General features: G+C 35.7%; 26 protein-coding genes and 1 pseudogene. 13 read left to right on the top strand and 14 right to left on the bottom strand.

Features of this window, described 5'->3' with window-relative positions; all coding sequences use genetic code 11:
- Positions 1-11: 11 nt before the first annotated feature.
- From ACW8TM_RS08915 to ACW8TM_RS08905, 3 genes are all read right to left on the bottom strand, one after another.
- Positions 12-977: an ABC transporter permease gene (locus ACW8TM_RS08915; RefSeq protein WP_491532940.1), complete on the bottom strand. Its 966-nt coding sequence runs from the start codon at positions 975-977 to the stop codon at positions 12-14.
- Between the two features lie 72 nt (positions 978-1,049).
- Positions 1,050-3,164: an ABC transporter substrate-binding protein gene (locus tag ACW8TM_RS08910; protein WP_491532939.1), complete on the bottom strand. Its 2,115-nt coding sequence runs from the start codon at positions 3,162-3,164 to the stop codon at positions 1,050-1,052.
- 122 nt (positions 3,165-3,286) lie between these two features.
- Entirely contained in the window at positions 3,287-3,673 is a 387-nt protein-coding gene (locus ACW8TM_RS08905) for a hypothetical protein (RefSeq protein ID WP_491532938.1), read from the bottom strand.
- An 80-nt stretch (positions 3,674-3,753) separates the two neighbouring features.
- Here ACW8TM_RS08905 and ACW8TM_RS08900 point away from each other — a divergent pair, with 80 nt between their 5' ends.
- Positions 3,754-4,239 carry a hypothetical protein gene (locus tag ACW8TM_RS08900; protein ID WP_491532937.1) on the top strand — a complete coding sequence of 162 codons (486 nt, stop codon included), beginning with the start codon at positions 3,754-3,756 and terminating at the stop codon, positions 4,237-4,239.
- Here ACW8TM_RS08900 and ACW8TM_RS08895 read toward each other — a convergent pair.
- Positions 4,190-4,639: a hypothetical protein gene (locus ACW8TM_RS08895; RefSeq protein ID WP_491532936.1), complete on the bottom strand. Its 450-nt coding sequence runs from the start codon at positions 4,637-4,639 to the stop codon at positions 4,190-4,192. The genes ACW8TM_RS08900 and ACW8TM_RS08895 overlap by 50 nt on opposite strands.
- Before the next feature lie 81 nt (positions 4,640-4,720).
- Here ACW8TM_RS08895 and ACW8TM_RS08890 point away from each other — a divergent pair, with 81 nt between their 5' ends.
- From ACW8TM_RS08890 to ACW8TM_RS08875, 4 genes are all read left to right on the top strand, one after another.
- Positions 4,721-5,188 carry a hypothetical protein gene (locus tag ACW8TM_RS08890; RefSeq protein WP_491532935.1) on the top strand — a complete coding sequence of 156 codons (468 nt, stop codon included), beginning with the start codon at positions 4,721-4,723 and terminating at the stop codon, positions 5,186-5,188.
- Between the two features lie 112 nt (positions 5,189-5,300).
- Positions 5,301-7,058: an ABC transporter substrate-binding protein gene (locus tag ACW8TM_RS08885; RefSeq protein WP_491532934.1), complete on the top strand. Its 1,758-nt coding sequence runs from the start codon at positions 5,301-5,303 to the stop codon at positions 7,056-7,058.
- An 84-nt stretch (positions 7,059-7,142) separates the two neighbouring features.
- A complete protein-coding gene (locus ACW8TM_RS08880) occupies positions 7,143-8,111 on the top strand; it encodes an ABC transporter permease (protein WP_491532992.1) in 969 nt (322 codons plus the stop codon).
- 16 nt (positions 8,112-8,127) lie between these two features.
- Complete coding sequence (locus tag ACW8TM_RS08875; protein WP_491532933.1) at positions 8,128-9,039, top strand: ABC transporter permease; 912 nt, start codon at positions 8,128-8,130, stop codon at positions 9,037-9,039.
- Positions 9,040-9,076: 37 nt separating this feature from the next.
- Here the strand turns inward: ACW8TM_RS08875 and ACW8TM_RS08870 are convergent, their stop codons facing one another.
- Positions 9,077-9,418, bottom strand: coding sequence for a hypothetical protein (locus tag ACW8TM_RS08870; RefSeq protein ID WP_491532932.1), 342 nt, complete (start codon positions 9,416-9,418; stop codon positions 9,077-9,079).
- A 73-nt stretch (positions 9,419-9,491) separates the two neighbouring features.
- Between ACW8TM_RS08870 and ACW8TM_RS08865 the strand changes: the two genes are divergently transcribed.
- On the top strand, positions 9,492-9,761 hold the full coding sequence (locus ACW8TM_RS08865; protein ID WP_491532931.1) for a hypothetical protein: 270 nt from the start codon (positions 9,492-9,494) through the stop codon (positions 9,759-9,761).
- Here ACW8TM_RS08865 and ACW8TM_RS08860 read toward each other — a convergent pair.
- Together ACW8TM_RS08860 and ACW8TM_RS08855 are read right to left on the bottom strand one after the other, a co-directional pair.
- Complete coding sequence (locus tag ACW8TM_RS08860) at positions 9,739-10,269, bottom strand: helix-turn-helix transcriptional regulator (RefSeq protein ID WP_491532930.1); 531 nt, start codon at positions 10,267-10,269, stop codon at positions 9,739-9,741. The genes ACW8TM_RS08865 and ACW8TM_RS08860 overlap by 23 nt on opposite strands.
- Before the next feature lie 46 nt (positions 10,270-10,315).
- A complete protein-coding gene (locus ACW8TM_RS08855) occupies positions 10,316-10,867 on the bottom strand; it encodes a hypothetical protein (protein WP_491532929.1) in 552 nt (183 codons plus the stop codon).
- A gap of 113 nt (positions 10,868-10,980) precedes the next feature.
- On the opposite strand from ACW8TM_RS08855, the gene ACW8TM_RS08850 reads away from it, so the two are divergent.
- From ACW8TM_RS08850 to ACW8TM_RS08835, 4 genes are all read left to right on the top strand, one after another.
- Positions 10,981-11,724 (top strand): hypothetical protein, encoded by a 744-nt coding sequence (locus ACW8TM_RS08850; RefSeq protein WP_491532928.1) that lies wholly within the window; start codon positions 10,981-10,983, stop codon positions 11,722-11,724.
- Between the two features lie 203 nt (positions 11,725-11,927).
- Positions 11,928-12,194: an AbrB/MazE/SpoVT family DNA-binding domain-containing protein gene (locus ACW8TM_RS08845; RefSeq protein WP_491532927.1), complete on the top strand. Its 267-nt coding sequence runs from the start codon at positions 11,928-11,930 to the stop codon at positions 12,192-12,194.
- 2 nt (positions 12,195-12,196) lie between these two features.
- On the top strand, positions 12,197-12,646 hold the full coding sequence (locus ACW8TM_RS08840) for a PIN domain-containing protein (RefSeq protein WP_491532926.1): 450 nt from the start codon (positions 12,197-12,199) through the stop codon (positions 12,644-12,646).
- 63 nt (positions 12,647-12,709) lie between these two features.
- Positions 12,710-13,729, top strand: coding sequence for an LLM class flavin-dependent oxidoreductase (locus ACW8TM_RS08835; RefSeq protein WP_491532925.1), 1,020 nt, complete (start codon positions 12,710-12,712; stop codon positions 13,727-13,729).
- A gap of 137 nt (positions 13,730-13,866) precedes the next feature.
- On the opposite strand, the gene ACW8TM_RS08830 is transcribed toward ACW8TM_RS08835, so the two are convergent.
- From ACW8TM_RS08830 to ACW8TM_RS08820, 3 genes and pseudogenes are all read right to left on the bottom strand, one after another.
- Positions 13,867-15,087, bottom strand: a complete 1,221-nt coding sequence (locus ACW8TM_RS08830; protein ID WP_491532924.1) for an MFS transporter — start codon at positions 15,085-15,087, stop codon at positions 13,867-13,869.
- Entirely contained in the window at positions 15,068-15,244 is a 177-nt protein-coding gene (locus ACW8TM_RS08825) for a hypothetical protein (protein ID WP_491532923.1), read from the bottom strand. The genes ACW8TM_RS08830 and ACW8TM_RS08825 overlap by 20 nt, the downstream gene beginning before the upstream one ends.
- Before the next feature lie 233 nt (positions 15,245-15,477).
- Positions 15,478-15,561, bottom strand: a pseudogene (locus tag ACW8TM_RS08820) (SEC-C metal-binding domain-containing protein); the annotation flags it as partial.
- A 105-nt stretch (positions 15,562-15,666) separates the two neighbouring features.
- Here ACW8TM_RS08820 and ACW8TM_RS08815 point away from each other — a divergent pair.
- Positions 15,667-16,029: a winged helix-turn-helix transcriptional regulator gene (locus ACW8TM_RS08815; protein WP_491532922.1), complete on the top strand. Its 363-nt coding sequence runs from the start codon at positions 15,667-15,669 to the stop codon at positions 16,027-16,029.
- A gap of 15 nt (positions 16,030-16,044) precedes the next feature.
- On the opposite strand, the gene ACW8TM_RS08810 is transcribed toward ACW8TM_RS08815, so the two are convergent.
- Positions 16,045-16,338, bottom strand: coding sequence for a hypothetical protein (locus ACW8TM_RS08810; protein ID WP_491532921.1), 294 nt, complete (start codon positions 16,336-16,338; stop codon positions 16,045-16,047).
- 95 nt (positions 16,339-16,433) lie between these two features.
- On the opposite strand from ACW8TM_RS08810, the gene ACW8TM_RS08805 reads away from it, so the two are divergent.
- A complete protein-coding gene (locus ACW8TM_RS08805; protein ID WP_491532920.1) occupies positions 16,434-16,994 on the top strand; it encodes a nitroreductase family protein in 561 nt (186 codons plus the stop codon).
- A 4-nt stretch (positions 16,995-16,998) separates the two neighbouring features.
- On the opposite strand, the gene ACW8TM_RS08800 is transcribed toward ACW8TM_RS08805, so the two are convergent.
- The 3 genes from ACW8TM_RS08800 to ACW8TM_RS08790 form a co-directional block, all read right to left on the bottom strand.
- Positions 16,999-18,042, bottom strand: a complete 1,044-nt coding sequence (locus tag ACW8TM_RS08800) for a DUF3604 domain-containing protein (RefSeq protein ID WP_491532919.1) — start codon at positions 18,040-18,042, stop codon at positions 16,999-17,001.
- On the bottom strand, positions 18,026-19,180 hold the full coding sequence (locus ACW8TM_RS08795) for an RNA-guided endonuclease InsQ/TnpB family protein (protein ID WP_491532918.1): 1,155 nt from the start codon (positions 19,178-19,180) through the stop codon (positions 18,026-18,028). Before ACW8TM_RS08795 ends, ACW8TM_RS08800 begins: the two co-directional genes overlap by 17 nt.
- Positions 19,181-19,269: 89 nt before the next feature.
- Complete coding sequence (locus ACW8TM_RS08790) at positions 19,270-19,854, bottom strand: hypothetical protein (protein WP_491532917.1); 585 nt, start codon at positions 19,852-19,854, stop codon at positions 19,270-19,272.
- A gap of 120 nt (positions 19,855-19,974) precedes the next feature.
- On the opposite strand from ACW8TM_RS08790, the gene ACW8TM_RS08785 reads away from it, so the two are divergent.
- A complete protein-coding gene (locus tag ACW8TM_RS08785) occupies positions 19,975-21,081 on the top strand; it encodes a M24 family metallopeptidase (RefSeq protein ID WP_491532916.1) in 1,107 nt (368 codons plus the stop codon).
- The last annotated feature ends 326 nt before the right edge of the window (positions 21,082-21,407 follow it).

Here is a 21,407-nt window from a genome sequence, read left to right as displayed (position 1 = left end):
ACTACACCAACCTAAAGCTTAACTCTAGGATCAAGGAAAGCGTAAATAATATCTGCAATTAAATTTGCAACTAAAACACAAACAGAAGTCATAAAGAAGGCTCCTTGAAGAAGGAAGTAATCATCATTAGTTATAGCCTCAAATATTAATCTACCAGTACCAGGATAAGAAAAGACAGTTTCAGTTAAAATTGCACCATTAACCATAAATCCAAATCTAAGAGCAGTTACAGTAACCATAGGTAAAAGAGAATTTCTCAAAGCATGTCTGAAAAGAACAGTCTTATCAGAAAGACCCTTGGCTTTAGCAGTTGTAATGAAATCTTCACCTAAAACCTCTAATGTAGCACTCCTCATATAGAGCATATACATTCCAATCTGCCTAACAACCAGTGTAGTTAAAGGCAAAGTAGAATGCCAAAGAACATCAACAATGTAATCAAAAGTATTGGCATAAATCTTGCCCGGAGTCATGGCACCATACAAGGGGAAAAGCGGCAGATAAAAAGCAAAGGTTAAAAGTAAAACCATACCAAGCCAAAAATGAGGCATTGCCCTAACAAATAAACTAGTATTAGTTGCAATTAAATCAAAACGAGAACCTCTTTTCCAAGCTGTATAAGCACCTAAAACAACAGCACCAATAGTAGATAAAATAATACTCGTAGACAAGAGAAAAATAGTCCAAGGCAAACGCTCCAGAATGACATCAAAAACAGGCTTACGATAATAAACTGAATGACCAAATTCACCTTGAAACATAGAAATAATAAAGTTAACATACTGTATATGTAATGGTTTATCGAGACCAAATCGAGCTCTAAGTCTCTCAATTGCCTCCTTGGGAATTCTTGGATCTGCCTCAATAATCATTGAAAATGGATCACCAGTAGCTCTAGCTAAAAAGAAAATTGCAGACATAACTAAAATAAACGTGATGAAAAGCGAGACAATACGTCTTGCAATAAAGACCTTCATGATAATCCCAGCCTAAATATAAATCAAAATAAAGCCGATATAAGGATTTCCAAAAAAAGAGGGGAAAATTACTTAACTCCTTCTCCCCATGTACATAACAGCACCCACGGCGATAATAGCCAACACTACAACTAAACCGACAATCATTGGTCCATACTGCTCCCAGAACGTTGGTGGCGGTGGGGTTGGTGGAGGAGCAGCCTCTTTCAATTCAAAGTTCAATGAACTTGTAATAGATTCAAATCCAGGTGCATCACATACTAGCTTCAATGTATAAGTTCCAGTAGGCCAATCAGAAGTACTGATCGTAATCTCATATACACCGTCACCAACATCAGTTAGAGTCCAAGTCTCAGGTCTACCAGTAATAATTACATCCACTCTAGCACCGGTAATAGGATTACCCTCAGTATCAGTCAACTTAATTCTAACAGTAATATCAGTTCCAACGATAACCTCTGGAGCAGGGAATTTGATTAGTGATAGTGACATTGGCTTCAATATAGCTAACTCCTTTAAGTAAACATTCATCCATGACCATTGATTATTGACACCACCCTGTATGGGCTTAACCCATCCAGCAAAGCGGTCAGTTCTGTAAGCACTAATAAAGTTTCTATGGTAAAGTACAATTAATGGAAGCTCCTCAGCTAATATCTCCTGCATTTTCCTAACAATCTCGGCTCTCTTCTCTGGATCTACTTCACGTGCCTGAGCCTCAGCTAAAGCATCGAAGGTTGCATTTATAAAGCCATAATAATTGGGATTAGGTATGGCACTTGAATGAAGCCTAAATCTAAGTATATCAGGGCTACCTATCCCTAATCCTGAGCCAAGTAGCCATGAATCAATCTTGAAAGGTGAATCTAATGGAGCTGTAATCTTCTTCCACAAAGTCTTCCACTCTAAGTAGACTACTGTAGCTTTAATTCCAACTTGTGCAAGCCAATCTGAAATCATCTCAGCAGCTCTAACCCTTACTGGGTCATATGTTGGTGGACCAATTTCAAATTCAAGCTTACGCCCCTCAGGATCCTCCCTAATACCATCCCCATCTCTGTCAATCCAACCCATTTCATCAAGCATTTGAGCAGCCTTGGTTAAGTTGAATTCATATCCATCAACACCACATTTTGGATCTGGGTTGAGCCAGTGAGGCCACATGTCAGTTGGTGGATAGACACCAAATCTGCCAGGTCTACCATAACCATGCAAGAGTACTTCGACAATTTCCCTCTTATTTACACAGTGAGCTAGAACCTTTCTAAACTGCTTAACGTTAAATGGGAATTTATGTAGGTTGAAGCCCCAATGATACATTGTACTACTCTTATAAATGTGGATACCAATATTCTCATCTACAATTAAGCTTGGAACTGCCTCCACTGGAATAACCCATGTAAATACGTCAATCTCACCATTCCTCAAAGCTAATAGCATGGCGTCTGGACTAGTAATAATTGGCATTAATAACTCATCAATGTATGGTCTACCCTTGAAGAAGTTTGGATTAGCCTTATACTTAGCATAAACATTAGTCTTATACTCTTCAAGTATGAATGGACCATTACCAACCTTTAGCACTTCCATTGAAGGTACAAAGGTGAATGGATCGAAGTCAGGCTGAGTGACAATTGGCTCCCAAATATGCTTAGGCACGATCGGATAGGGTAGGACCTCCAACAGAAAGTCTGGATAAGGAATGTTCAAGTACATCTTAATAGTGTAGTCGTCGATAACCTCAGTTCTATTAACAGCAGTCCAAAGATCAGACCATCTCGGATACTTAACCTCAATACAATGATCATAGGTAAACTTTACATCCCAGGCAGTAACAGGAGTCCCATCATGCCAAGTAGCATTCTTCACTAAGTATATGGTCCACTCCATTCCATCCTCACTGACTTCCCATCTCTCAGCAAGCCATGGAACAGGCTGATTGTTAGGGTCAATCTCCACCAATCCATCATAAATTGGCTCCAAGAAGACAAAGCTCCAAGAAGAAGCCCTTAAGAAAACGCTGAACTCCGATGGATCTGAAGGTAATGGAGCAATTAAAGTTCCACCATAAGGCTTAGGTTCCTCCTCAACAGTCTTAATAGGTGTTGAATAGGCAGTAGCCATAGATGCTGTCAATATGGGGAGAAGCAGTAGAAGAAATAATAGGCTCTTAATTTTTACTCGCATATTCTCTTTAGCCTCCCAAATTCAACTCAGAACTGTCAGCTAACTTATATTAATCATTCTGGAAGCTTAAAGATTTTTCGAAGAAAAGTTTCATATCTTTCATCAGATTTAAAAATTCAATTTTACATACCTCTAATGAAAAATGATACTATGTATGAAGTAAAAGCAAAGAATATAATAACTATCAAGTTCCTTAAAATAGACAAAATAATCATAAAATTAAACAAGTCTATATAATTAGATTCATAGAAAACTCCAAAATAAATAGGCAAACTCAAAGTAATATACATAAAAGCAAATAAAAACAAAACAAACAGAAGTAAAGATAAGAGACCTCTCTTCAAGTCTTCTATAAACCAACTAAAATAAAAACCAACAAGAACAGGTAAAAATATTATTGGAAACTCAACTGGAATATTCAAAACAATATAAGCAAGATAAGCACAATTAACAATCACACTCCAAGAAACAGCGGGAATAAAGACATCACGAATAAAACTTGAATCCAAAATCTAACCCTCCAAATAATAAAGTAACATATAGGGCAAAAATATATGACGCAAAAAATCAAAGTCAATTGGTGTTGAAATTGCAATTAGAAAAGGGGATACTAGTCACAGCTGCATTAATAGCAGCAATACTGACAATATACATGGCCAGTAACTATCTTGACACCTACATGCAAATAATGGGAACAACCATTGAAGCAACAATCAAAAAAGCTGAATTCCAAAATGGAAAACTAAAGCTAAAAATAGAATTAACCATAACACCAAGGGGGAAAACATTCAAAGTACATAAATTAACATACACTCTACATCTAAACAATAAATACATACTTGAAGACAAAATAACCGATATAATAACACTAACACCAGAGAAGGAAACAACAATAGAAAGAGAAGTAACAGTACCAAAAGAAAGAATGTTTACAATTCATGAAGCAATCCAATTAGACAAATGGAATTGGAAGATTACAGGAACCCTATTTACAAAAACCTTCTTTGGAGAAACATTAATTAGATTTAAATCAACTCTAGAGCTAACTCCAATAGGGAAACCATATTCAAAATAATTCTAAAATGAAGCTTAACCTCTTTAACAGTCTTCTCCACAAAAAATGAAGAAACAACAGCTATAATTGAAGATAAAATTAAGCCCATCAAAACAATAAAAATAAGCTTACCTACAACATTGAAAAGAAGCTCATTTAGCTTAGCAGAACTTCCACCAAAAAATATTAATGGATAACAGATAACATAGACAGTTAAAAACAAGCTTATTATCCATGAAAAAAGCAAAATTTTAACTTGACTATAAACATCACCAGCCAATAAGCCAAGAGAAATACTTGAAAGAACAACTAAAACAAGCCACTGAGAACTTTCACCCCAAAAAATCATCATACAATTAGAAGCAGTGAAAACTATGGATAAGGCAAGTATAACAATGGGATATACAGTAAAATGCCTCATCATCCCACATTCATATCATAAAGAAGACATTAAAATCTATCTTTAATTCCTTCTTTACAAATAAATAATATGGTGGTTACAATGGAAAATTCAGAAAAAATAGCCATCATACTGTTAGTATTCTTAATCGCATACTCAATAATGATAATCACAATGACACACTCTACATCAATAAAATCATATCTAGCCACAAGAAATCTAAAGGTAGAAATTAAAAACATAACCCTAATTAATCAAGAAAAAAGATTAATCAGCATAACATACAACATAACAAATCCACTAGACTTCAAAATCTACTTAATAAGTATTCAAACTATAATCTACTCTAAAGGGACATATATATGGACAAATACAACTAGATACTTAAAAACACCAGTCATCCACTCAAGTTACATCATAAAGGAAGTTGAAGTCAAAATACCTAAAACAAGACTGGAATATATCAAAGACGAACTTTCAATAATAACCTATATTTTAATTGAAGTGAAACAACCAGCAACCTACAAGATATTGCTGAGATATCATTTTCCAAAAATAATATCTCCATGATATAAATTGCGTCAAATTGTAAATTTAATGTTAAAGCAAAAGAGAAATGTTACGTTGAGCACGTAAAGTTAATAAAATTTCATAGGCATAAGATTATTTTGAGGTTTATGAAATGGAATTAAATAATAGATTTAAAATAGCCATACTATTACTAGCAATATTATCTCTCTCAGTAATTAAGATACAAGTAACATCCTCAAGAAAACAAGTATATGAGCAAATACCAGAAGAGAAAAAATTGATTTTTGAAATTTTAACCCCAGAGTATGATCCAGTGAGAGTTAGAATTGGAGATTTAATGGTTGAATGGTTTGCTAAAATAGGAATTAAACTAGTAAATAAACCAGTTGAATTTACAACTTTAATTGACAAAGTTTACACTCAACATGACTTTCACTTCTACATTATAGAAACTGCAGGAATGTTCCAGCCATGGTATTTAAGTGCATATCATGTTTCATGGGAAGATTATCCTGACGGAAATAATCCATGGGGACTTCACAATGACACTTACGATGAACTAGCAGAACTAGTTGATAAGACAGTTGATGAAGAAAAACGCAGAGAATTGATCTTCCAGATGCAACAAGTATTAGCTGAAAATGTACCCTTTATACCGCTATATATTAGAGATTGGATGCAAGCTTATAGAGTTGAACTTGCAGATGTAGTTGGAATGCCAGGAGGAGTATTAAACTTCTGGACATTAATAAACATGACGTCAAGGACAAATCCAGGTCATGGAACAGTAGCCATATCAATGATGGATGATATAAGCAATCTAAACGTATTAATGCAAGATACATGGTGGGACTACTGGAAAGACGTAGTCCTATATGACACTCTATTCAAGGAAGATGTAAACCTGGAATTAATACCGTGGATGTGTAAGAGCTGGAGTGTATCTGAAGATGGTTTAATATGGGTATTCGAAATCTACAGGAACATTACATGGCATGACGGAACACCATTAACAGCCTATGACATAAACTTCACCATATGGTATATTAAGGAAAATGAAGTTCCAGGATGGTATGCAGATGTAAAATATATTGAATCGACGGAGGTGCTAAGCGACTACAAAATTAAAATTAGGTTATCAGAACCCTTCGTATGGTTCCTAAGAAGATTCGGTACAACAGTAATCCTACCAAGACATCTATGGAAGGATTTACCATGGAATACAACAGATCCACCAATGATTGGATGTGGACCATTCAAGTGGGTTAGAAGAGTTGAAGGAGACTTTATTGAATTCGCTAGGAATGAAAACTACTTCAAGGCAGGATATCCGAGAATAGATAGACTAATCTACAAGATTGTAACTAATCCAGACGCCCAATACATGTCACTAAAAACCAATGAAACACAAATGATGTCATGGACACTCCCATATGCAGTAATTAAAGAGGCAGTCGAAGATCCAAACATAAATCCAGCACCATACCCAGACACATACCTAGGAATAGTGGGGATAAACCTTAGAGATCCAAGACTAGCAGATGTAAAGCTTAGAAGAGCAATAGCCCATGCCATAGATAAGGAGACAATAGTAAACCTATTAATGCTAGGATGGGCAACACCAGCATACACCTACATTCATCCAGGCTATAAGGCATGGTGTAACTTTGATATTCCAAAATATGAATTCAATTTAACTATAGCAGCTAAAATACTGGATGCAGCAGGATACATAGATGTAGATAAGGATGGAATAAGAGAAGTACCGGGAACCGAGCCGCCAAAGCCACCAGCTCCACCACCAGAAGAGAAGCCGCCAGGAATAGAGCAATATGCCATACCAATAGCAATTGTAGTTATAGTAGCAGTTGCAGCACTAATATACTATATGACTAAGAAGCCAACATAAATCCTTAAACTCACCTATTTTATTTTGCTAAAGACTTAAGTTCTAAGCAATAAATTAAAGACTAGGAGGATAGAATGCTTGGGAATGAAAGAGTACCTAATTAGAAGAAGCATACAACTAGTAGTTACATTCTTCATATTAGTAACCATAAGCTTCTTCCTATTTAGGATAATGCCAGGCGACCCTACAGCCATGCTACTACTGAACCCACAATTAGATCCTGAAACAAGAATACTACTAAAGAGAAAACTAGGTCTAGACTTACCATGGCATATACAATACTTCGTATTCATAAAAAACTTGTTTGAAGGCGAATTCGGAGTATCCTTCTATCATGGAAAACCAGTTATAGACGTCATATTTGGAGTGAGACTCATAAACACATTCACCCTAGTAGGATCATCAACAATACTGGCAATAATAATTGGAATGATATTAGGATGCATAGCAGCGTGGAAAAGAGGAAAAATTATAGATTTAAGCTCAATACTATTCTCATTACTATTCTATTCAATGCCAGTATTCTGGCTTGGAATGCTCCTACTCCTAATATTTGCAGTTAGAATGCAAATGTTTCCAGTTTCAGGAACAGTTACAGCAGGAGTATATCACGCCAACTTCCTGGAATACTTAAAGGATTACCTGTGGCATATGACACTACCAGCCATATGCTTGACTTTAATTCAGATAGGAAGCAACTTCCTAATAATGAGAAACACATTACTAGACGTATTATCAGAAGACTATATAATAACAGCTATGGCTAAAGGATTAAGCGATAGACAAATACTATTTAAACATGCAATGAGAAATGCAATGCTACCGATGGTAACAATAATAGCTCTACAGTTAGCCTTCATAATAAGTGGAGCAACACTAACAGAAACAGTATTCTCATGGGCTGGCCTAGGAAAACTAGTTGCAGACGCAGTATTCGAAAGAGACTATCCACTACTACAAGGAATCTTCATAGTAACCTCAATCCTAGTCCTACTAGCAAACTTCCTAGCAGACATAATCTACGCCTACCTAGACCCAAGAATAAGATACTAGAAAGAGGGAGACGAGAATGATAGCATCAGTAAAACCAGTACCAATCCTAATAAAATATAGAAGAATATTGTATGCGTGGAAAAGAAAGATAATGGGATTCTGGCTCCTATACAGAGGCAATAAGTTTGGAATGGCAGGATTATCAATACTATTAATTTTCATATTCATATCAATATTTGCACCATACATAGCACCCTACGGTGAATGGGAATATGCAATTTCACCACCATTCTCACCACCAAGCATAAAACATCTATTTGGAACAGATGAACTTGGAAGAGACTTATTCAGCCTAGTAATATATGGAACAAGAGTGTCACTGCTAATAGGATTCTTCGCAGCACTACTAAGCGCCTCCATGGGAGGACTAGTAGGAATTATTTCAGGATACTATGGTGGAGTAATAGATGACATATTAATGAGAATAACAGATGCATTTCTAGTGATACCGAGCATAGTCTTAATGATAGTGTTAGCAGCCATGCTTGGAACAAGCATAAACAACATAATAATAGTAATAGCAATAACAACATGGCCGGGAACAGCAAGACTAGTAAGATCCCAAGTACTATCTCTAAAAGAAAGGCCATTCGTAGAATTTGCAAAGGCAGTTGGAGCAGGAGATGCAAGAATAATGTTCAGCCACATATTCCCAAATGTACTACCATTAATATTTGCAAACATGATACTAGGGATTTCAGGGGCAATACTATCAGAAGCAGGACTAAGCTTCCTAGGCCTAGGAGACCCCCATCATACAAGTTGGGGAATGATACTCCACTATGCCAGTGGCCATGGAGCAATAGCAGGAGGACTATGGTGGTATGTAGTTCCACCTGGAGTATGCATACTATTATTAGTGCTAGCATTCATATTCATAGGATATGCAATGGATGAAATATTAAATCCAAGACTAAGAAGAAGATAAAGAGAGTTTAAGAAGGCTCCTATGCAATCTAAATAAGCTATCTCCCACCCAAAAACAATCTTTTAAGAAAACGAAGAAAACTTAAACCCTTACTAGGCTTAGGGAAACCTCCACCAGCAACCCACTGTCTCATAACAAGAGTGGGACTAAGACTAGCATAACTATTAACCTTCTTAATCAGAAATAAAAGCTCCTTCTCAGAGGCATAATCTAATGGAATTCCATGCATATCAGCCTTAACCCACCTATCATAAAGAATTTTATTCAATCTGTTAACATCAGAATCAGCATAGAAGGCTGCAATAATCCAATTATTAGGCTCCAAATACATTCTATGAAGATTAATAAACTTCCTCTTCAAATCATCCAATGAAGACATCTAAACACCAAATAAAATAACCTCCAACCCCCTTAAATAACATAACTATAAAAACTAAATTAGGACGAGTAAAATGAGTAATAAAAATAAAATAACCATTATAAGCATTTTAATCATAATTTTAACCTACATTATAATTGAAGTCAATCTCATACAAGCAGGCATATTAAATATTGAAAACACAATAACAAATCTAATCTTAAAATTAAATCCGAATCAAAAACTAGAAATCATAACACCAATCAACATAACACTAATAGTAATCCTCCTCATACTATACATAAAAACTAGAAAGAAGAAAACAAAATATAAACCAAAAATTAAGGTTTACGATTGGTTTTAGAATCAATAAACCTCATATTCCTATTAACCTTAACCTTATTAGTCATACCATATCTCTGTCTAATAATAAGACCCTTAAACTCCAATTCATTAAGAATACGGGTAATCTTCGCCCTAGAAAAACCAGTCCTCCTAACCAACTCACTCTGTAAAATTCCTTCATCAGCCTCAACAATTAAGCTAAAAACCCTCTTCTGATCACCATCCAACAAACGTAATGCAAACTTAACATCCCAATCAAAGAAATCTAAACCACTAAGACCACTCTTCCCCTCAAGAAGACCGGAGAAAATCATGTAGAAAGAACTTATACAAACCAGAATTGAAGAAAACATAATTATAATCACGTCAGTGATAGTATAACTTACAAGCTCCCTTACAACTATAGGCTTCTCCTCACCACTAACAATTATCTGAATAGGTGTAGGCGTAAGCAACTTACTAATCAAAGTGAAGATAGACGCAAATAGCATGGCACTTATAAACAATTTCTTAACATCTACCTCCATTTCAAATTCCATCCATTTAGATTATTCAATAAAATAATAGATTAATTTAGCTTGAGGGAGCCATGGCCATAAATGTAAACGCAATCACCCCATCATCAGTCGTATAAATGACACACCAGAAATAACCCAAATACACAGGAAAGGCCTCAGAGTCATATGGACCCTCTAGATGGCATGTTTCACCATACTTTAACGCTCCAGTCAAAATCACATACGGCTTGACACTAAATCTCAACGGAAAAGCAACCTTCACATAATACCACGACCTAGGAGGCAAGTCTTTAATTTCCACTCTACCAAACACATAGACTGAATTGTTCAAGTAGACTATGGTGTATTGATAGTCTTCTGGGCTTAACTCAACAATGTTACTGACCTCCCGTCGTTGTAAAATCCCCTTCACCTCTATCACAATATGAGTAGCATTTTGAGACACAATCCTAACCCCAAAGACTCTCCCTGCCTCAGTGTAATTGATTATTTTAAGCTTAATTACCTCTGGTTGAGAAGGCAGATAAAGTCCAGAATTATAGGACAAGTACGCCAATCCAAACGCAACTAAAATTATAACCATAATCAACATGAAATCTCTCTTCAAACAACCACCACCAAGCTATTAGTGTGTGAAAAAGCATTTCAAGTTATCGTGAAATACATTTCACATAATTTTTAAGAGCTTTTTCACACAATCCAAAGCTTCAGGTGAAGATCATGTTAAAGGAAGAAAAGAAAACTTCACTTCTCGTAGCCATAACTGCAATCCTACTACTCATAATTTCGAATACATACAATGCTACCGCTTTCTCATCAAACACATTCACCCACGACAATCACCTAGACCTCGAAAAAATAATGAAGGCTCTAGGTATACGGAAAAACAGTAATTGGCCTGAGGGTTACACAGGTTTCGAGTTTCAAATAATAGGAGAAAACAACGACTACTTCATAGTAAAAGTAGTAAAGGTACATGGTTTATCGAAGGTGAAAATTGGAGATGTCTACCACCTAGCCAAGCCTCAAAAACTAATTAAATGCATAATGACCAAGACTCCTCCAGCCCAAAAATTAGTTTTTATCAAGAAACTCGGTGAAATAACGGTTAATGACCAGAAATATATCGTATCTAAAGTTAGACCTCAACAAGAAACAGGTACATTTCCAATATCCGGAACTGTAAGTCCAAGATATGTAAACGCTCACGGATATCACTATTTACTAACAGGACAACGTGTAGATATTGTATGCAACTGGAAGCCAGCATCACAGCCGATATATCTTGGATTAATATACTGGGCTTACGGACACTTCTACTACTATGAGCGCTACAACGGCTATGCAGAGGTATCTATGTATCCACCCTATGAAGGATGGTATAGTATAGGTGTAGGAAATCCTCAGGAAAACACCAGTGACATAAAGTATAATGGCTACTACACATTAAATCCCGCTGAATAAACTTGCATAACCCAATTTTATTTTTTAATTTATGTTTTAAATGTTAAGACAAACTTTATCCATACAATAGTAATACTACAGTGTTTACCTAATTTTACACGAGCACACGTAGAGTTTAAAGAGAAATCAATGTAAGTAATCTTACGTTTAACGTTAAACGTAAGATTTATATCTATTATGTTGAATATGACTTTGGTGTTAATATGGAGTTCAAGACCAAGATATCCGTTAAAGGTCAAATAGTAATTCCCAAGGAGATTAGAGAGAAGTATGGCTTTAAAAAAGGAGTAGAAGTTATCATTAAACCTTTAGATGAGACTAGGCTTATAATTGAGAGGGCTCCAAGACTGAGTGAACTATTCGGCTTCCTAGGAGAAGCAAAGGCAACAGAGCTATTACTTGAAGAGAGGGAGAGGGAAGTTGAAGTTGAGGAGGAGAGAATCTCTGAGCTAGAATATCGGAGGAAATAAAGGTGAAGCGCTTCGTATTTGATACAGGTCCATTCCTACTCTTATTCACTAAAGAGAAAGGAGCTAACATTGCTAGGTTAGCTGTATTAAAGCACGAAAAAGGAGAAATTGAAATCTATATTCATCCAAACAATCTATCTGAAGCATACATGATTATCAATAGAATAAGAAGAGAGAATCCGAAACTCTTAGTCAGAGACATAAAACCAGAAGATGTGATTAGAGCAGCATATGCAACTCTAAAGGTCATTCAAGATGAAAAAACAACAATTGAACTTGGAAAATTAAAATCAAAGTATAGAGGAATACCATGGGGTGACCTATCAGCATCAGCATTATCACTACGTTTAAGTAATGAAAAAGAAACTCCGGTCATAATATTAGATGAAGAAAAACACTTTGAAAAAATAAGCGAAGTAAAAACAATACGGATATCAAACCTTCAATTATAGTTAGAATTACAGTTGTCCATGTGAAAATAACCTACATATAATTCACTACACTAAATCTATATTATGAAGTTTAGTTGGGCTTTATTCAATCTAGATGACCCTAAGAAGCTAATTGAGGAAGTCAAACTTTGTGAAATCTCAGGATTAGACGGAGTATGGTGCCCCGATTATCAAGCACCAAGTGCAAGCATCCTTGAACACTATGTAACCTTAACTTTAATCGCATCAAACTCGAAAGAAATGATTATTGGATCAATGGTCACTGATGTTCTTAGGAGACATCCAATGGTTCACGCCCACGCCTTTGCAACCCTATCACACCTAGCTCCAGGAAGAGTTGTATTGGGTTTAGGTGCAGGGGGAGGACTATGTCAAATTCCATATGGTATTAAAATGAATAAATTGAGGGAGAGATTAGAGGAAGGCATAAGGGTTATTAGACTCTTATGGAGTGCTTCAAAAGAAAAGCCTGCCTATTATAATGGAAAATTCTTTAAGCTTCAAAGGGCATCATCACCACTAAAACCTAGAAGCAAGATTCCCCTATACATAGCATCCTATGGACCAAAAATGCTGGAGTTAACAGCTAAGCTAGCTGATGGATGGCTTCCAGAGTCACATACTCCAGAAACCTATGAGACAACATTAAGGAAAATCTATAGTCTAATGGAAAAATTTGATAGGAGCAAGGAATGTTTCGAACCATGTCTAGGAGTAATCTACTATCCCTTTGAAACAGATGACAAAACTTTTAATAAACTAATTAATGTAGCTAAACACTACCTGGCAAACTATCCAGATATACTGTGGACAGCTGGAAGATTTCTAGACCATCCTGGACTAAGAACCCATCAAATAATATTGAATAGAAAGCTATGGGATGAACTAGCTATGAAAGTACCAGACGACTTAGCTGAAAAAACCATTATTTATGGCACTGTTGATGAGTGTATAGATAAAATTGCTAGATATGTAGAGGCAGGTTGTGAACACATAATTCTAGAATCATACTGGATCGAGAAGGAAAAAATAAGAAAGGCTATAGAAATTACTGGTGAAAAAATAATTAAAGCATTCAAATAACTGATCTTATATCTCTAATAAAAGCATTTAAACTCATTTAACTCCTTGACAAATTCCTCTTCTGAGATTAATATTTCTATGATCACTTCTTACTCATCCGACAATGACTTTTTCTGCAACTAGAAGGTTTAAGAATTTTAAGTATCATCAGATTTACCGTCAAGTTGTTGATGACCTCTAAGTTTAATGCTTAATGCCGTTAAAGACATGTATCCTAATATGCATAGCAGGAATGAATAGTTCAAATTCAACTTCCATATATATGAAGCTATCATAGGTGTAAATAAAGCTAGAAGGGATACTAAGCTACCTAAACTTCCCATGAAAAGGGCTATACGTTCTTTAGGTAGATGCTTTCCAATATACGTCATATAGGCTGATGAAGCAAAATTTGTCATCGACTTTGCATGGTAAATTGCTACTGCCAATACTTTGTTAATAGGTATAAAAAGAATGAATAATATAATGGTTAAGCATTTAGTTGAGAAATCTGTTATTAAAGCTAATCTTTCACCATACCTATCTAATATTAATCCACCTATCGGTTGGAATACAATTTGAAGTATATTACCTACTGTTGATAATAAACCTATAACTGTTAACTCTATTCTCAACATATCTATAAAGTAGTATCTTGCGTATGGTTCAATTAACGATAAGGTGATAAAGCTTAATGAATTCAATATCACTATTACTGAATATTCCTTTAGGCCTACTGGTATATAGGAGAAATTTTCTTTCAATTTACAGAGTATAATTGCTAGAGAGCCTCTATGATCTTCAATTTGCTCTTCCATCTCCACTAAAAACAATCTTAACAAAACTATAGTTATAAACATCACAACATGAATGATAATGAAATTTTTGAAAGAAAAGCAACTTAAAATTAAGGAAGAGAAAATAGGAGCAACTGTCACAGCCACCAAAATCACTGTTCTTGATAGAGATATGAATTTACCAAGATGTCTTTCTTCAACAGATCTTGTTAAAAGTGATATTAACGCTGGCCCTTCCAAGTTTAGCATATTGACTGCAAGTAACGACAAGAGTAATGAACTCCAATTAAAACTGAAGTATAATGAAACTAATGAAATTGAAGTAATTAGTGGAATTATAATCGTAAAAATTTTTACACCAATCGTGTCAGCAACTACTCCCCCAGCAAACATAAATAAGTTAGGTAGATTTGTAATACCATAAATTAAACCTAACTCTATTATTCCAAGCTTCTCAGCAATTAGTATCGGTAAATACCATTTTATCGAAGAATAAGCTAATAGTGCTAGGAATCTAGTTAAATAAATTAAGAACACGTTACGTAAAATTATTGGAATATCTTTAGAGGCCCATGAATTCATTTTCTTCCTCTTTAATTCCTAATTCATGCTTCAAGGCGAGTTCAACTAATTCATAGATCTTCATATCCCTCTTTATGGCTTCTATTTTGACTTTCTTCCATAATTCAGGATCAATTTTAATAGAAGTTGTCTCTCTTTTCCTCTTTCTCTTAACCATATAGACCACCATACTACTAGTATTATTTAAATCTAGCATTAAAAAATTATTTAAGCATTATGTTAAAGAATTATAATGTCAACAAATTGACAATGACATCATTGCCTGTTAAAATAAATGTCTTAATAGGAGAGAAGTACCATTGATATTTCCAACTCCACATATGTGAATGAGAATAAAGAAAACTCAAAGGTATCGGGCAACTACTAAGAAAAAATAAAAATGAAGGGGAGTTATTTACAGGTTTTCTTTCCACAGCAGTCTTTGTATTTCTTTCCAGATCCACATGGACATGGATCAGTTGGTGCAGGTTTCTTACAGCAACAACACATTTTTATTCCTCCAGATAAGTAGTTTGATTTTGAAGCATTTATATTGGACAGTTTACACTAGTATACTGAGTATATAAGTGGTGAGTAAGATTGGAATGTAGAAGCGAAAGAGAGTGCTTAAGCTTTCTTGAAAAAATCATTGATGCTGTTGGTAAGAAGTGGGCGTTACAAATAATTACTGTTATTGGTAATCATGGGAAGTTAAGGTTTGTTGAAATTATGAAAAAAATTCCAGGTATTACTCCAAAGGCTCTAACCAGTAGATTAAGAGAGCTTGAAGCCATAGGAATAATTAAGAGGAAAGTTTATCCTGAAATTCCTCCTAGAGTTGAATACACCCTTACTGATGAAGGACGTGAACTTAGAGAGATAATGTGGACATTGATGAAATGGATTGTATCTAAGAAGGGTATGAAATCTAAATGTGAAATATGTTTAAAATTAATAAAATAAAAAATTCTTGAAACACTACTTTTCTAATTCCACTTTATGGGCTATTACTGTTTTCACTTCACCTATATACCATCTTGTTTCATCTCTGAAGTAATGCCAAAATTCATGGTAATCTTCAAGATTGTCACATTCAATTACTAGAATGCCATTATAGGGTGTTCCCCAAGCATGAGTGTAGACCCCTGCTAAAACCACGTTTAACGGCCACTTCTTAACAAAGGATCTCCAATGCTTTCTAGCTCTCTCAAAATCCTCTGGCTTTAAGTCCTTCTTATACTTGAAAAATATAAAGAAGGTAAAGGTTGCCATAATCATATCACCGCATACACCCATATATAGATTTTAATATTAAAGTTCTTTGATAATTGAAACATCAATAACCAACTTTTATGAGGGAGGGAGAAATGGAGGTTTTCGAAGCAATTCTAAGAAGAAGATCTATTAGAGCATATGAATCGAAGGAAATTCCAGAGGAAAAAATTAGGAAAATACTAGAGGCTGCACGTCTAGCACCCTCAGCTGCAAACATTCAGCCATGGCACTTCATAGTTGTAACAAATCCAGAAACAAGAAGAAGGATTGCTAAGACTGGTCGATTTGCAGGCTTTATAGCTGAAGCTCCAATAGTAATTGTTGGTTGTGGAGATAAGAAAGCATCGCCCAAATGGCATATAGTTGATACAGCTATAGCCATGGAAAACATGGTTCTAACAGCTACTGCAGAGGGGCTTGGTACATGCTGGATTGGAAGCTTCAATGAAGAACAGGTAAAGAAACTTCTAAACATTCCAGACAGATTCAAAGTAGTAGCACTATTAACCATAGGTTATCCAAGGGAGAAAATGGATTTCATGGGGAAAATTCTACACTTATTTAGAAGAAGGAAAAAGCTAAGCGAAATTGCCAGTTTAGAGAAATTTGGAAATCCATTTCCAAGCAAAGAAGAAAGTAATATTACCTCTTAAGAGTTCATGTAGATTTAAAATACTTTACGAAGATAGGGCTACTCCAAGCAATTTCACCATTCCACTGAACCACCTTAATCCAATATGGATTTAAACCATGCTTAACTCCATAGTCAACATAGGTAAAGTTGACTTCAACTATATTTCTCGAATCATATAGTGGAACTATTCTAACCATTTTATCTACAGGGCCAAACTTTATCGTCTTAATCTTGTTTTCAACCTCCTTCAATTTGATAGTAAAAGTTCCCTGAGTAGAGTTAAATGTGAGAGTTGCATCTTGAGGTGCATCTAACTCTAAAATTACTCCATCAGGATCACCATAACTAGTAGACTTCCATGAAACACTTCTATCAGAAATAGAAGTTATACCCTCATCTAATCGATCAAAGGCAAATGGAAGAGCATTTAAAATTCTCCCCTCACTTAAAGTTAGCCTCCCATCCCAAACAGTCCTTTTAGATCTGAATTTAGTTTTAAGACCACTCCACTCAATCTTTAAAAAGCGCTTAGAGCCTCTCGATGGAACTATGAAGGTGTAAAGTGTAGATGAGCCTCTCCTCAACTCAACTTCTTGAATACCACTAGTCCCAATAACTCTTAAACTAAGTCTTGGAGGGCTCTCAACATTATACTTTTCACCCATAAAGTGGCCGTCAGCAGTAAAGAAGAGAATGATTCTATCACCAGTTGTTGCATAACACCTTCTATTCTTTAATGCCTCCCAAATAGACTCTCTAGTTAAATCTCTAGCAAAAACACCAGTTAATCCACCCTTAACACCGAAGGGCTCCCCAATATTAAGCTCTTCCGTTGGATAAGTTAGTCCAGGTCTACCAGTATGATCATCACTACCAGCTATAAAGCCAACCTCTAAACCTCTATCAAGGGCTTCTCTAGCAAACCATTCGAATAAACCGTGTTGAGAATAAATTTCTATGACATGAATAAAATTTGGATCATAAAAGTCAAAGTTTGCTGGTCTACCTCCAACATGAGGAATTGTCATTACATCTCTTCTACCGTTCTGACTATCCGTTGCCTTCATAATATTTGTTTCTTTTGTAGCGGATAGCCTTCCCTCCTCTTATCATGGGAGGGCGTTCAGGGGGAATGGAGGCTCCCCACATCTTGAGGATGTTCAGACATGCGATGATATCTCTATCGCCTTCTAAATTACACTTTGGGCACTTCAGTACCCTATACCATTTTGACACTAGCCTGCTGTCACATATTGGGCATAGGGTACTGGTGCCCATAGGATTCACGTAATGGACTGGTAGTCCTATTAGTCTAGCCTTGTAGTCTATGTGGAATTGAATTCTCCTAACACACCAAAAGTTATTTAGCCTTCTATTCATACGCTTTCCTCTGTTTCTTCTTTTTATCCCCCTTAGATCCTCCATTATGATCCCTGCTTTCATCTTCATAGCCTCTTCCACAATAGTCCTAGAGACCTTGTGGCATAGATCCCTTACCCTATTCCTAAGCCTTCTGGAGTACTTTTCTAGTAGTCTCTTCCTCCTCTTTCCCTTGATAGCCTGAATTCTTCGCATTATCTCATGGTAGATCCAGTGGATTCTACGTAATTCAGATGTGTTCCAGCGATATACGTGTGGATTTGTGCTCACTCCTGTGATGTTCATCTCGTTCATGTCGAGAGCTATCCACTCATCAGGTTTAGTTAAATCAATAGTTTTTCTAAATGGTATGAGTACATACTTCTCATTTACTATTATCTCCCCAACTCTAAATTCACCTTTCCTCCAAGCATCAATAAACTTCTGTTGATAATCACCTATCACGAGTCTCAGTTCAATGTATCTTCTCGGAGCTGTCGTGATGATAACCTTACTGCCCCTAAACCTCGCTATGTGGTCATCAAGCCTCATGAACAACTTCTTAGCCCTTGGCGGCCTATTCAAGTCTGCTAAACCCTTACGACACCTATTACGCCATGACTTTAACATAGAAGTTGCTACTCTAACAGCAGAATGACAATAGTGAGAAGCATAATTAGACCACTTAGCCTTGAACTCATAGTACACTAGTTTTCTAAGCCTTGCAAAAGAGGTAACATTACTCTCTAGTGCTTTCTCAACACAGAAATTTATCATGTCTCTGAAATCTTCGAGTACCTTAAGTACTTTGCTGGATTTTTCATATTTGAACGGTACTGATAGCACTATCTCACTCATCAATAATATTGGGGTAATACCCTGATTTAAACCTTATGATGCAACAAAAGGTATTTAAATGCTACAAAAGCAACATATTATGTCACTGCCCACCTATCTAAAGCCCTTACAAGTATATGAAGGCTCTCTTCAACCTTAACAATTGAAGGAGCAATTACTTCAAGCTTCTCAGCCGGCCCACCAATAATTTTCATTAAAGGAGAAGACTTAATATCCATAAACTTACCAGTACCAAAAGGGTCAACCAAAACTCTGAAAACATGCCTTTTCTCACGAAAAGTTTGAACTCTAAATCCAGGACTACCCTCAACTTTATCTCCAAAGGTCACTATAACCTTATCACCCTCACGCAAAGCACCATCATAAACCTGAATAAATATTCCACTACGCCAAGGGCGAATAAAGAATCTACTATAAAATTTAGCCTTCAACTTTGCATTACCAGTAGTCTTAACAGTTACATATCCAGATTCCTTAGGGGAGATAAATTGAGGGATCTGCATGTCAGAGACATCTCTTTGAACAATGAGAATGTTGCCCTTATCGTCAATTCCATATTTTCCAACAATGTACGTTATAGTCCATGACTTAAAGCTTCCAGCTACAGCTTTCTTCAAGCTAATTTCAGCTCTACCAAGCCATTCACTATTGAACATAACCATAACCCTTACCTACACCACTAGTATGTCAACGCTTATCATAAAACGGTTATGCGTAATGAAAGCTAAGTGTTTGATAGTGAATGTTAATAGTCAGCTAAGAGTAAATAATGAATGATAAAAATGAGATTTCCAAGGAAAGTTTTAGAAAGAAGGTTATCTAAATTCCAAGAAAAATTGAGAGAAAACAACATTGACGCTGTGATGCTCAGAACACTCTCAAGCTTCATTTACTTTACTGGAGTAAAGTGGTTGAGGCCGGCACTACTAATTCCATCTAAAGGTGAACCATTAGCTTTCATAGCTCGAGGAGAAGAAGAAGGCTTCATAGAGAAAACTGGAATCAAAAACATTGCCACATACACTGATGGTGGAGAATTAATGGGAAAAGTCTCTAGAACCATTAGAGAAAGCAACTATAGATTTGTGGGCCTAGAATTTGGATTAGAAAGAGATGCTTACATATTATTCTATGAAGTATTCAAGAAGCTCAACCCTCAAGTAAAAATTGTTGATGTTAGCCCAATAATCACTGAAATGAGATTAATAAAAGATGAATACGAATTGAATTGTATTCGTAAGGCAGGCTCAATTGCAACTAGAGTTATGGAAAAATTATTGTCCATTGTAAAGGAGGGAGTTTCAGAAACAGAAATAGCAGCTGAAGCATACATGAACCTATACAAAGAGGGATGTGAAGAACCACACGTATATGTCAATATAGGACCTCATCCAAGAGTACATTCAGAACCACTTAGAGACAATATCGCGAAAAAAGGAGTCTTCGTCACCTTGATTATAGGTGCAGATTATAATCGATACTATGCTAACATGTCACGTACAATTCATATTGGATCGCCAAGTGAATTAGCGAGAAAAGCCATAAAATGTATGAATGAAACCTTCAATCTAGCAGTAGAACTAACTAAGCCAGGTATAAAATTCATGAATGTAATTAAAGAACTAGACAGAATATATGCTAGATATAATTTGATCGACTATAGAGTAGTAGGCTACACGCATGGAGTAGGCTTACAAATAGAAGAGAAGCCAATAACAACAATACTACCAAGAGACAGACTTATGGAAGCAAAAGGAGGAATGGCATTAGCATTCATACACTCTCCACTAATGATGAGTAAACTAGGGCAAGTGAAGAAAGAGGACACATTTATAATCAAGAAGAATGGTGAACTGGAAAATGTAACTGAACTAGAAAACTTAAACTAACAGAGTTAATTTTATTCAACATCAGCTTTTCTTCAACAAATCAATAAGCTTCTCTCTAGTTAAAAGAGAAAGTACTACTCTTTAAATCTGCCTTTAGAGCCTTCAAAATTGCATTATTAAAGGAGGTAGTTAAGCATTAAAACAGTAAAAACGGCTGAAATAGTAGCTAAAATTGAAACTTTTTAACGTAAGAAAACTCCGCAGAATATACAAAATGTAAATCATAATAAAATAAAAATAATGATTAAACTATATAATATGTTACTTACAATTATCATATTGAAATTGTTATTGTAAATTAACAGCGTGATAACTCCAGGTGATCT

The organism is Candidatus Culexmicrobium sp. (assembly GCF_058356305.1).
Note: the sequence above shows the minus strand (reverse complement) of the source record. Positions and strands in the feature narration are given on the sequence as shown.

Bases quoted from the DNA above. Each gene is read 5' to 3' on its own strand.
- ACW8TM_RS08810 (WP_491532921.1), bottom strand. From the start codon at position 16,338: ATGGCAACCTTTACCTTCTTTATATTTTTCAAGTATAAGAAGGACTTA.
- ACW8TM_RS08805 (WP_491532920.1), top strand. From the start codon at position 16,434: ATGGAGGTTTTCGAAGCAATTCTAAGAAGAAGATCTATTAGAGCATAT.
- ACW8TM_RS08880 (WP_491532992.1), top strand. From the start codon at position 7,143: ATGAAAGAGTACCTAATTAGAAGAAGCATACAACTAGTAGTTACATTC.
- ACW8TM_RS08845 (WP_491532927.1), top strand. From the start codon at position 11,928: ATGGAGTTCAAGACCAAGATATCCGTTAAAGGTCAAATAGTAATTCCC.
- ACW8TM_RS08800 (WP_491532919.1), bottom strand. From the start codon at position 18,042: ATGAAGGCAACGGATAGTCAGAACGGTAGAAGAGATGTAATGACAATT.
- ACW8TM_RS08870 (WP_491532932.1), bottom strand. From the start codon at position 9,418: ATGTCTTCATTGGATGATTTGAAGAGGAAGTTTATTAATCTTCATAGA.
- ACW8TM_RS08785 (WP_491532916.1), top strand. From the start codon at position 19,975: ATGAGATTTCCAAGGAAAGTTTTAGAAAGAAGGTTATCTAAATTCCAA.
- ACW8TM_RS08790 (WP_491532917.1), bottom strand. From the start codon at position 19,854: ATGGTTATGTTCAATAGTGAATGGCTTGGTAGAGCTGAAATTAGCTTG.
- ACW8TM_RS08835 (WP_491532925.1), top strand. From the start codon at position 12,710: ATGAAGTTTAGTTGGGCTTTATTCAATCTAGATGACCCTAAGAAGCTA.
- ACW8TM_RS08910 (WP_491532939.1), bottom strand. From the start codon at position 3,164: ATGCGAGTAAAAATTAAGAGCCTATTATTTCTTCTACTGCTTCTCCCC.
- ACW8TM_RS08825 (WP_491532923.1), bottom strand. From the start codon at position 15,244: ATGGTTAAGAGAAAGAGGAAAAGAGAGACAACTTCTATTAAAATTGAT.
- ACW8TM_RS08830 (WP_491532924.1), bottom strand. From the start codon at position 15,087: ATGAATTCATGGGCCTCTAAAGATATTCCAATAATTTTACGTAACGTG.
- ACW8TM_RS08850 (WP_491532928.1), top strand. From the start codon at position 10,981: ATGTTAAAGGAAGAAAAGAAAACTTCACTTCTCGTAGCCATAACTGCA.
- ACW8TM_RS08860 (WP_491532930.1), bottom strand. From the start codon at position 10,269: ATGGAGGTAGATGTTAAGAAATTGTTTATAAGTGCCATGCTATTTGCG.
- ACW8TM_RS08895 (WP_491532936.1), bottom strand. From the start codon at position 4,639: ATGAGGCATTTTACTGTATATCCCATTGTTATACTTGCCTTATCCATA.
- ACW8TM_RS08885 (WP_491532934.1), top strand. From the start codon at position 5,301: ATGGAATTAAATAATAGATTTAAAATAGCCATACTATTACTAGCAATA.
- ACW8TM_RS08865 (WP_491532931.1), top strand. From the start codon at position 9,492: ATGAGTAATAAAAATAAAATAACCATTATAAGCATTTTAATCATAATT.
- ACW8TM_RS08875 (WP_491532933.1), top strand. From the start codon at position 8,128: ATGATAGCATCAGTAAAACCAGTACCAATCCTAATAAAATATAGAAGA.
- ACW8TM_RS08915 (WP_491532940.1), bottom strand. From the start codon at position 977: ATGAAGGTCTTTATTGCAAGACGTATTGTCTCGCTTTTCATCACGTTT.
- ACW8TM_RS08890 (WP_491532935.1), top strand. From the start codon at position 4,721: ATGGAAAATTCAGAAAAAATAGCCATCATACTGTTAGTATTCTTAATC.